The organism is Sodalinema sp. (genome assembly GCF_046483825.1).
In the GTDB taxonomy this organism is placed as follows: Bacteria; Cyanobacteriota; Cyanobacteriia; order Cyanobacteriales; family Geitlerinemataceae; genus Sodalinema.
Window position 1 is genome coordinate 1 of sequence record NZ_JAWOCL010000301.1, and the last position, 8,746, is coordinate 8,746.

The following is an 8,746-nucleotide window of genomic DNA, read 5'->3' on the forward strand; positions in this document are numbered from 1 at the left end:
AAATCTCTCTCCACTACGGAGAAATGAAAATCAAAGGAGATAAATACCATGTCATTCCCCGCATTAAACCTAGCTGAAGATTGGGACTTTACAGAACTCTGGATCGATCCAACAGCCTCCCCTCCCTACGTTTTAGTTTTGCTGAGTCATGAATCAGGTAAAACGCAAATTTACGATCCCGCAGAACACTATCAAGTCATTTTTGCTAGCGAAACGTATCAAGACGCTAAGCTTTGGCTGCTTGAAGATGAGTACGAACGAGTTGAACAACGTCTCTGTGCTGAAAAAGTGACTTAAGGTGTTGTTGGCTCAGAGGAGTCTCCAACCTAGCTACAAGGTTACAATTTCACGTAGGGACGAAACATTTTTCGCCCCGACAACGTTCTACAACGTTCCACCATGATCGCCATTCCCCACTCTATCTCTCCCCAAGACTACCTCGACCTCGATCGCCAAAACCCCATCCGCCACGAATACCGCCAAGGACTCGTCTACGCCATGACTGGCCGTAGCGACGCTCATGCGCGAATTACCTTCAACCTACTCCGAGAAATTGACGATGGTTTGGGCAACTCACCCTGTCGCTTCTACGGTAGCGATGTCAAAGTCAACGACCAGGATGACTTTTATTACTACCCTGATGCCTTCGTCACCTGCGATGAACGCGATCGCCAAGACCGCTTCATCAAACGCTACCCCATCCTCATCGCCGAAGTCCTCTCAACCAGTACCGAAGCCTTCGATCGCGACTTGAAATTCCGCGACTACCAAAAACTCGATCGCCTCCAAGAATACCTCCTCATCTCCCAAGAGACTCAGTGCGTCGAAGTCCGTCTCCGCCTGGCTGATAACACCTGGGAGACGACGATTTACCAAACGGGAGATCTGATCCCCCTCCCCAGCCTTAACCTCGAAATTGCGATCTCGAGACTCTATCGCGGCCTTGATTAAGACGTTCACCGTCAAGAGTAACCCGGAACGGGTTGTACAGCCCAATCTCGGCCTGAAAAAAGGGTAGTGAACTCACTACCCTAAAGGTTCATAAATTGTTAAGAGAAACGTCGCTGACGTCTCCCGAACACCTATTGCCGTTGCTGGAACGACGCGAGAAACTCGCGGATTTTCTCAGCCGCAACATCTCGTCCGCCGAGGCCAAAGGCTAGGGCGATCGCAACAGCTAACGCACCCAACAATAAGCCAAAGGCAAGATTGACAATATCCGGAGCAATCCCCATCTGTTGCAGAGCCATAGCCACCACAAAGACAATGATAGACACCCGGGCCACTTGTCCGAGCAATTGACCATTCGCCGAACCCGAACCCGCAATTAAATTGTGAACCAAGTTCGCCAAATATAAGCCAATGCCGAGAACCACCAGTCCGGCCAAAATACGACCGAAGATGACCAGTAACCCAGACACAATCGTGTTCAGAGCCGGAATTTCTAGAACATCGACGGCGGCAATAATACCGAACAACTCAATGCCAACCCAGAGAATAATTCCCACAAACTCAGAAGGAGTGCGGCTTCCTTGGAAGCGAGTCATCGCACCGGGATCTTCGGGGTTGCGGGGAGGCGGATTCAGTCCGAGAGCCGAGAAGATATTATTGAACCCGACACTGGTGAGCAAATTCGTGACGAACTCCGACACCAACCGTCCAATAAAGAAGGAAATCGCGACAATTAACGCCGCCGTAAAGATTTGAGGCAGGAAGTCTAAGACTTGCTGCAACATCGAAATCGCCGGGCCAGAAATGGCGGCAATTTGTAGAGCATCCAAAGCCGCAATGGCGATGGGAATTAACACCAACACATAGACGAAGGTGCCGATGACGCCCGATAGGGTCATTCCCCCCATCTGTCCGAGGCCTAGGCGAGAACCGAGATTGTCCACACCCGTCGCCGCCAGGAGGTTGGTGACGATACCGCGCACCACTCGTGCAACAAGCCAGCCAACAACGCCAATGGCGATCGCCGTCAGGATTTGAGGCAGATAGGAGAGGATTTTCTCGACCATGGCTTGCAGAGGTTGGAGTAACCCTTGCAGGCCCAGCGTATCGAGAACAATGGGTAGGAACAGCAGAATGATGAACCAATACAGGATATTGGCCAGAGCATCATTGACGAGAAAGGGACTCGAACCGCCCGATTGTTCCGCCAGACGGTCATCGAGCCGGAAGCTTTCGAGTCCTTTAGTGAGCAGGACTTTACAGAGCGTCGCTAAGGCCCAAGCCACCAGGAGTAAAATGGCGGCGGCGGCAATGCGCGGCAGGTAGTCAAAGATTTGCTCCAGGAATCCGGACAGAGGCGCAGAAACAATCTCTAGGTCAAGGACATTGAAGAACGCCAGGAACCCCAGCAGCAGGATAATCCAATAGACAATCTTGGCAATCCACTTTTCAATAGGAAAGTCGCTGGCTTGATTGCCTGTGAGCCATCCGGCAATTTTGTTATCGATGTCGGTGCGGTGCAGAACGCCTTTGACCAAGGTCGCGGCGAGGGTTGCCCCCAGCCAAAACAGGATCAGGATAGCGACTGCCCCGAGAATACTGGGGATAAAGCCCCCAAGAGTCTCGCTGATGCGATTCCAAAAGCCGGACAGGGTGTTCGGGGTATCCCCGTTGGCCTGGGCGAGAAGACGAGGAATTGCCTCGTCGGGTGGGTTTAGAGACCAAAGGTCTAACATACTTGGTTATGACGCGATCGCAACTGGGTCGTCTCGCTTCGACTCAAGGTCCTAGAGAGTCGTCGAGATAGAACAGTCCGATGCGCCCTCCGTATAACGACAGATGCAATCAGAGGCAGCGGTCAACAGGACATCACTCCCGTTACAAGTCCGCTGCATCTAGTTTGGGTTTGGTTCCGTCTTTAGATAAAAGACTTAGAACGCAAAACTATGATAGCTATGTTGCCGTAATCAGCAGCACTTGGAAACATACTACAGAAATAATCAGATTCATCCTAGTTTTCAGGGGTTTTCCCCCTTTCTCCTTCAAAGGATAACTCTATTTGTAAATCACAATTTGGTGATTCGACTCAGAAGCGCCCCCCAGCTTGTGTCAAGATAATTCTAGGGGCGATCGCCCAGAATTGGCGTAAATCGCTCAGCCCGACCTCAGCTTGTCGTTAGCTTGTCGTTAATGTTGCAGCAACGCCTGCACCGACCCTTACAGCGAACCTTACAGCGAACCTTACAGCGAACCTTACACTGAATCCTTGCACCGCGTTGGTAAACCTTGAATGTCTTTAAGTCGTGTTTTTGAGCAATCTATTTATATTCGTGCTAGTGCAACAGCCGTGGAGCGATGTCTCACGGATTTAGAGTTGATGCACACTTGGCTCAATCCGGCCCTACGCTGTGAACCCATTGGGAACTGGGATGATGCTCTCGGGGCGACATCTCGTTTTGTCATCCAAATCCCGCTGCTGAAGCCGAGTTTAACCAGTCGTATCGTCGAACGGGAGCCAGGATTGGTGGTGTGGTCCTTTGAGGGATTCTTCGTGGGCCGCGATCGCTGGGAATGCCAACCCCAGATTGAAGGAACCTTACTCCTGAACCGCTTTGAATTTTCCATTCCCAATCCCGTCATCGCGTTTGGCTTCGATCGCATCGCCGCCGCTTGGACCCGCGAGGACATGCAGGCCCAGCTTCGTCGCCTCAAACGAGTTGCCGAGCGAAGTTACCGTCAGGGAGCCTAAGACATGGCAGCGATCGACCTCTATCGAGACGTTCGGGGCCAAGGTCCAGCGATGCTCTGTCTCCACGGACATCCGGGCAATCGTCAGAGTATGGCCGTCTTCACCGATGTGCTTTCGGCCCACTATCGCACCATCAGCCCCGACTTACGGGGGTATGGCCTCAGTCATACCTCGATCCCCTTTTCCATGGCCGACCATCTCGATGATCTCGAGGCCGTATTAACGAGCTTAAATATAGAAAAATTCTGGTTACTCGGGTGGTCCTTGGGAGGGATTCTCGCCCTAGAACTGGCCCTACGCCATCCCGATCGCGTTCTGGGATTGATCGGCGTGGCTACAGCGGCCCGGCCTCGCAGCGACCATCCCCCCATATCACGTCAGCTCTTGACCTATAGTGCCTTGGCCGGGATCAGTAATGGCCTGGTTCCCGGTCATCCCTGGATTATTGAGCATTGGGGACGGCGATCGCTGTTTCAGTATCTCGTGGCTCGGCAAACCCCGGCGGTGTACCGCTACCTGGCCCGAGAGGGGATCTCAGCCTATTTAGGAACCAGTCGCCTGGCCCAACAAGCCCTTTCGCAAGCCTTACGGGATGGCTATGATGCCCGATCGCGCTTAAGCGAAATTCGTTGCCCCTGTTTGTGGCTCATCGGCGATCGCGATCGCCACATTACCCCAGCCGCCAGCCAAGAGACAGCACGGCTTCTTCCCCACTGTGATGTGAGACTGTATGAAGAAACCGCGCATCTTTTTCCTTGGGAAGTTCCCAATTTAGTTTGTCAAGATATCTTGACTTGGCTAACACACCCTGATCGAACAGGTCCCGCTACATCTGACCACTAAAGGCGGGCTTTGGGCTTGACTTAGGGAACTCAGTGGCCTCGTCAAAAATGGTCAATTGCGAGGGTTTATAGCGCCCCACTTGAGCTCGGATTCCCTGAGCGCCTTCGCTTTCGATGTCTTCGATATAGCCGACTTGAGCGCTACGCGCCTCTTTCTGAGAGAGGAACGGCCCAAAGTAGTAGGTGCATTGGGGCTGATCGGTTTGAATCTCAACCCACCACGCTAAGCCGACGAGTTGCAGAATGTTAATGAAAAATTCCTTCATGACGTTTGCCCGTGTGTTAATTGATATTGAAGCTTGTGAACCCAACAGACTCAATGCTGTTACTTTACAGTTCTTTATACTCCGCCCGTTGTTTTTTTTCAACGTCCGCAAACCCGGCTAAACCGACAGGGAACGATGACATCTCGATACTACTACGATCCCCAATTTTTGAGCTGTAGTCGATTCGACCAACGTTGACGATAGATTTCATACAGTGCCATCCCGGCGGCGACTGAAACGTTGAGACTCGGGGTACTACCGGCTAGGGGGATGGAGACGAGTTGGTCACAGTGGCGTTGGGTTAGGAGGGATAAACCATCGCCTTCTGCTCCCATCACTAACACAGTTGCCCGGTCAAATTCAACCTCGCTGATCACCGAATCCGCTTGTTCGGAGAGTCCATAAATCCAAAACCCCTCTTCTTTAAAGGTTTCCAAGGTTCGGGACAGATTGACAACTTGAGCAACGGGTAACTTTTCGATCGCCCCAGCGGCCACTTTCATCACCGTGGACGTCACCCCAGCGGCGCGACGTTGGGGAACCACCAGCCCCTGAGCGCCAATGGCTTCAGCGGTGCGAATAATGGCGCCTAAGTTGTGGGGATCCGTGATCCCGTCACTAATAATGATGACCGGGCGATCGCTGACCTTTTTCGACTGTTCAATGAGATCGGCAATATGCCAATAATCGTAGGGAGCCACCTGAGCGATCACCCCCTGGTGGTTTCCGCCGTCGGCCATGCGATCAAGTTGTTTGTAGGAAGCTTCATCAACCACCGTTCCTCGCTGTTTGGCTTGGCTGAGGAGGCTATGGAAGCGAGGTGCATGGCGCAATTGCTCGGAAATCCAGACGCGATGCAGACGGCGATCGCCCTCTAAGGCGCTTAAGACACTATGACGACCATAGATCAGATCCCGATCTTCGAGGCTGTTATCATCTCCTGACATAGCAGCGGAGGAACGGCGGTCATCACGGCGGTCATCGCGGCGATCATCACGGCGATCATCACGGCGGTCATCACGGCGATCATCACGGCGAGGGCCGCGAGCATTCTTGGAAAACCGAGGTTTGTCGGAAGGTCCTGAACGTAACGAAGGTTTACGAGAAGATTTACGGGGTTTAGGAGTCATGACAGTTGATCGTTGACAGTTAACAGTGGAATAACAGTGGAATAACAGTTGAAATCTCAGAGGGAATAGCGGTCAATCACCGGTCTTGTGGAGGACAGACTCGGGTCATCTCCGGTCGCCTCTGGGGATTGAGATGGGAGTTGGCTCGATTTTTTGTTGACAAAATACAAAAAATATGGTAAACGGCTGGATATCATGAAATGGCGATCGCCCCAGCCCTCATTCTCTGCCCCCATTCTCAGCCCTCATCATCACCCTCATCATCAAACGTGAAGCGGCTGAGGAGTTCAAACAAGCGCTCAGAATCCGTCAAATAGAGATAGCCAATCAGGGCTTCTAAGCCGGTGGCCTCCTGATAGGTTTTGGGATCAAGGCGTTTCGGGGAGCGAACCGTGGCATTGCGCCCCCGACGAATCACATCCCGTTCCTCGTCCGTCAAATCGCTCTGAATGGCGTGAAGTTGCTCAGCTTGACGTTCGGCCCGAACTTGAGCGACCACCTGTTGATGATAATGATGCGTCCGCCGAGGTGGAAACAAATAACGTTGGCGAACATATAACTCATAGACGGCATCCCCCACATAGGCGAGGGATATGGGCGACAGTTGCCGCAATTGCTGGGGGGTTAAAGACTTCTGTAGCAACCCAACGTCCTCAAACAAGGCTTAATTCCTAGAAAAATCTAACAAACAAGAGAATAACGAGCCGTTTTGCCCAATTGCGCAACGGCTCGCTGACCTATCCGAAACCTATCAGGATTTGGAGACGTTGGCGATCGCCTCATCCACCGAACCCTGTAACGATAGGAATTTTTCCAATCGCACCAGTTTCACAGTCTGGGTGACTCGCGGGTTGGTGACCACTTGTAAGCTTCCTTTAGCCGTCTGCGCCCGTTTAACTAACTGGACGAGTGCGCCCAAGCCGGAGCTATCGACAAAATCAATCTTCGAGAGGTCTAGGATGACATTCGCCGGACCTTCATCGATACATTTGCTAAGAACTTTCTGGAAGTTCGGCTCCGAGAACGCATCAAGCAGCCCCGTGAGTCGGAACAACTGGTAGTTTCCTTTGACTTCTCGTGTGCCTCGTAGGCTAACCGTCAAGTTGAGTGGCTCAGGAATAGCGTCCTCCTCGTGTCACGTAATACCTTGAGTTAACGCCTCAGTATAGGCTGTATTCCAACATTTGTCTAGGGGATGATCCCAGACGAGACGAATCAGCCAGGAGGCGAACAGAGAAACTAGACCGAGACGGGGGTTTGCCGGGCCTGACGCATCGATTCAACAAACTGGCCAAACAGATAGTCCGCATCATGGGGGCCAGGACTGGCTTCGGGGTGATATTGCACCGAAAACAGAGGCAATTTTTTATGACGCAATCCGGCGACGGTGCGATCGTTGAGATTAAAGTGAGTCACTTCGAGATCCCCGCTCAAAGACTCGGCATCAATGGCGAAACCGTGGTTCTGACTGGTAATTTCGACTTGTTGACTCAAGCCACAGGGTTGATTGAGTCCCCGGTGGCCAAACTTAAGTTTAAAGGTGTCCCCACCGATGGCCTGTCCCAGAATCTGATGTCCCATGCAAATCCCAAACATGGGTTTTTCAGCCGTCAGGAGGGCTTTAACGGTCGCAATACCATCTTGAACCGCAGCGGGATCTCCGGGGCCATTGGAGAGAAAAATGCCATCCGGGTTATAGCTCAAAATATCCTCAGGCGAGGTGCTAACGGGAACCACAATCACCCGACAGCCGTAGCTGGCCAGGCGACGGAGGATATTGCGTTTAACGCCAAAGTCAATGGCGACCACCGTATACGGCTCTTCCCCAGGTTGAGATTTGGGGCCAAATTCCCAGATATCAGCCGTGGGTTCATGCCATTCGTAAACATCCGACGTCGAGACCTCAGGAACCAGGTTCAAGCCCGCCATACTGGGGGCAGACTGGACTTGCATCAGCAGGGCCTCGGGATCGAGGATTTCTGTGGAAACAGCCCCATTCATGGCTCCAGAAGAGCGCAGATTTAGGGTTAAAGCACGGGTATCAATGCCGTAAATTCCGGGAATCCCATGTTCTTTGAGATAATCCGGCAACGATTGAGTCGATCGCCAGTTACTGGGGCGGTGACAGATATTACGTGCGATCGCCGCCTTGGCAACCGGGCCGTTCGATTCTTCATCATCGGGGTTAACACCAACATTCCCCAGTTCGGGATAGGTGAAGGTAATCAATTGACCACAATAACTGGGATCGGTCAAAACTTCCTGATAGCCCGTCATTCCGGTATTGAAGACAACTTCACCGATGGCCGTTCCGGTGGCACCGAAGGAGTAGCCTGGGTAATGGCTGCCGTCGGCGAGGACAAGGAGTGCAGGTTGAGCGCCTGAGATGGGCATGGCTGTGCGGGTAATTGTGTCGATCGGCGCTATTATGCCACGAGTCGGGGGCTGAAGGAGGCAATTTAGTGAGGGTGCGATCGCATTTTAGAGGAAATAGGGAACAGGGAACAGGGAACAGGGAACAGGGAACAGGGAACAGGGAACAGGGAACAGGGAACAGGGAACAGAGAAGAACCTACCTCTTGCCTCTTGCCTCTTGCCTCTTGCCTCTTGCCTCTTGCCTCTTGCCTCTTGCCTTTTGCCTCTTGCCTCTTGCCTTCTTCCCCCTCTTGCCAAACTTTGCGGCTTCGGCTATAATGGGAGTCTATGGGCGATTAGCACAGTGGTAGCGCACTTCCTTCACACGGAAGGGGTCACTGGTTCGAATCCAGTATCGCCCATTTATTTTTTTTTAACGAGAATAGAATCACG

General features: G+C 52.4%; 11 protein-coding genes and 1 tRNA gene. 6 read left to right on the plus strand and 6 right to left on the minus strand.

The features are described 5' to 3' along the window. The first annotated feature begins 23 nt into the window (after positions 1-23). The 3 genes from R6U67_RS19045 (at position 24) to R6U67_RS19055 (ending at position 951) form a co-directional block, all read left to right on the plus strand. Positions 24-77, plus strand: coding sequence for a hypothetical protein (locus R6U67_RS19045; protein ID WP_410254015.1), 54 nt, complete (start codon positions 24-26; stop codon positions 75-77). 25 nt (positions 78-102) lie between these two features. After that, positions 103-297, plus strand: coding sequence for a hypothetical protein (locus tag R6U67_RS19050; RefSeq protein ID WP_410254016.1), 195 nt, complete (start codon positions 103-105; stop codon positions 295-297). A gap of 102 nt (positions 298-399) precedes the next feature. Beyond that, a complete protein-coding gene (locus R6U67_RS19055) occupies positions 400-951 on the plus strand; it encodes a Uma2 family endonuclease (protein ID WP_410254006.1) in 552 nt (183 codons plus the stop codon). Between the two features lie 131 nt (positions 952-1,082). Here R6U67_RS19055 and R6U67_RS19060 read toward each other — a convergent pair whose 3' ends face one another. Then, on the minus strand, positions 1,083-2,687 hold the full coding sequence (locus tag R6U67_RS19060; protein ID WP_410254007.1) for a mechanosensitive ion channel: 1,605 nt from the start codon (positions 2,685-2,687) through the stop codon (positions 1,083-1,085). Between the two features lie 554 nt (positions 2,688-3,241). On the opposite strand from R6U67_RS19060, the gene R6U67_RS19065 reads away from it, so the two are divergent. Then, the gene (locus R6U67_RS19065; protein ID WP_410254008.1) at positions 3,242-3,700 is read left to right on the plus strand and encodes an SRPBCC family protein; all 459 of its coding nucleotides are present in this window, start codon (positions 3,242-3,244) and stop codon (positions 3,698-3,700) included. Positions 3,701-3,703: 3 nt separating this feature from the next. After that, positions 3,704-4,543, plus strand: a complete 840-nt coding sequence (locus tag R6U67_RS19070) for an alpha/beta fold hydrolase (protein ID WP_410254009.1) — start codon at positions 3,704-3,706, stop codon at positions 4,541-4,543. Here R6U67_RS19070 and R6U67_RS19075 read toward each other — a convergent pair. The 5 genes from R6U67_RS19075 to carA form a co-directional block, all read right to left on the minus strand. Next, entirely contained in the window at positions 4,527-4,808 is a 282-nt protein-coding gene (locus R6U67_RS19075) for a DUF1816 domain-containing protein (protein ID WP_410254010.1), read from the minus strand. The two genes, R6U67_RS19070 and R6U67_RS19075, sit on opposite strands and share 17 nt — an antisense overlap. A 152-nt stretch (positions 4,809-4,960) precedes the next feature. Then, positions 4,961-5,938: a 23S rRNA (guanosine(2251)-2'-O)-methyltransferase RlmB gene (gene rlmB / locus R6U67_RS19080; RefSeq protein ID WP_410254011.1), complete on the minus strand. Its 978-nt coding sequence runs from the start codon at positions 5,936-5,938 to the stop codon at positions 4,961-4,963. Positions 5,939-6,176: 238 nt separating this feature from the next. Then, positions 6,177-6,599 (minus strand): Mini-ribonuclease 3, encoded by a 423-nt coding sequence (locus R6U67_RS19085; RefSeq protein WP_410254012.1) that lies wholly within the window; start codon positions 6,597-6,599, stop codon positions 6,177-6,179. A 90-nt stretch (positions 6,600-6,689) separates the two neighbouring features. After that, a complete protein-coding gene (locus tag R6U67_RS19090; RefSeq protein WP_410254013.1) occupies positions 6,690-7,040 on the minus strand; it encodes an STAS domain-containing protein in 351 nt (116 codons plus the stop codon). A gap of 137 nt (positions 7,041-7,177) precedes the next feature. Beyond that, positions 7,178-8,332: a glutamine-hydrolyzing carbamoyl-phosphate synthase small subunit gene (gene carA / locus R6U67_RS19095; RefSeq protein ID WP_410254014.1), complete on the minus strand. Its 1,155-nt coding sequence runs from the start codon at positions 8,330-8,332 to the stop codon at positions 7,178-7,180. Positions 8,333-8,643: 311 nt separating this feature from the next. Between carA and R6U67_RS19100 the strand changes: the two genes are divergently transcribed. Then, positions 8,644-8,715 (plus strand) — tRNA-Val (locus R6U67_RS19100). Positions 8,716-8,746 lie beyond the last annotated feature (31 nt).

Bases quoted from the DNA above. Each gene is read 5' to 3' on its own strand.
- R6U67_RS19055 (WP_410254006.1), top strand. From the start codon at position 400: ATGATCGCCATTCCCCACTCTATCTCTCCCCAAGACTACCTCGACCTC.
- R6U67_RS19060 (WP_410254007.1), bottom strand. From the start codon at position 2,687: ATGTTAGACCTTTGGTCTCTAAACCCACCCGACGAGGCAATTCCTCGT.
- R6U67_RS19065 (WP_410254008.1), top strand. From the start codon at position 3,242: ATGTCTTTAAGTCGTGTTTTTGAGCAATCTATTTATATTCGTGCTAGT.
- R6U67_RS19070 (WP_410254009.1), top strand. From the start codon at position 3,704: ATGGCAGCGATCGACCTCTATCGAGACGTTCGGGGCCAAGGTCCAGCG.
- R6U67_RS19075 (WP_410254010.1), bottom strand. From the start codon at position 4,808: ATGAAGGAATTTTTCATTAACATTCTGCAACTCGTCGGCTTAGCGTGG.
- rlmB (WP_410254011.1), bottom strand. From the start codon at position 5,938: ATGACTCCTAAACCCCGTAAATCTTCTCGTAAACCTTCGTTACGTTCA.
- carA (WP_410254014.1), bottom strand. From the start codon at position 8,332: ATGCCCATCTCAGGCGCTCAACCTGCACTCCTTGTCCTCGCCGACGGC.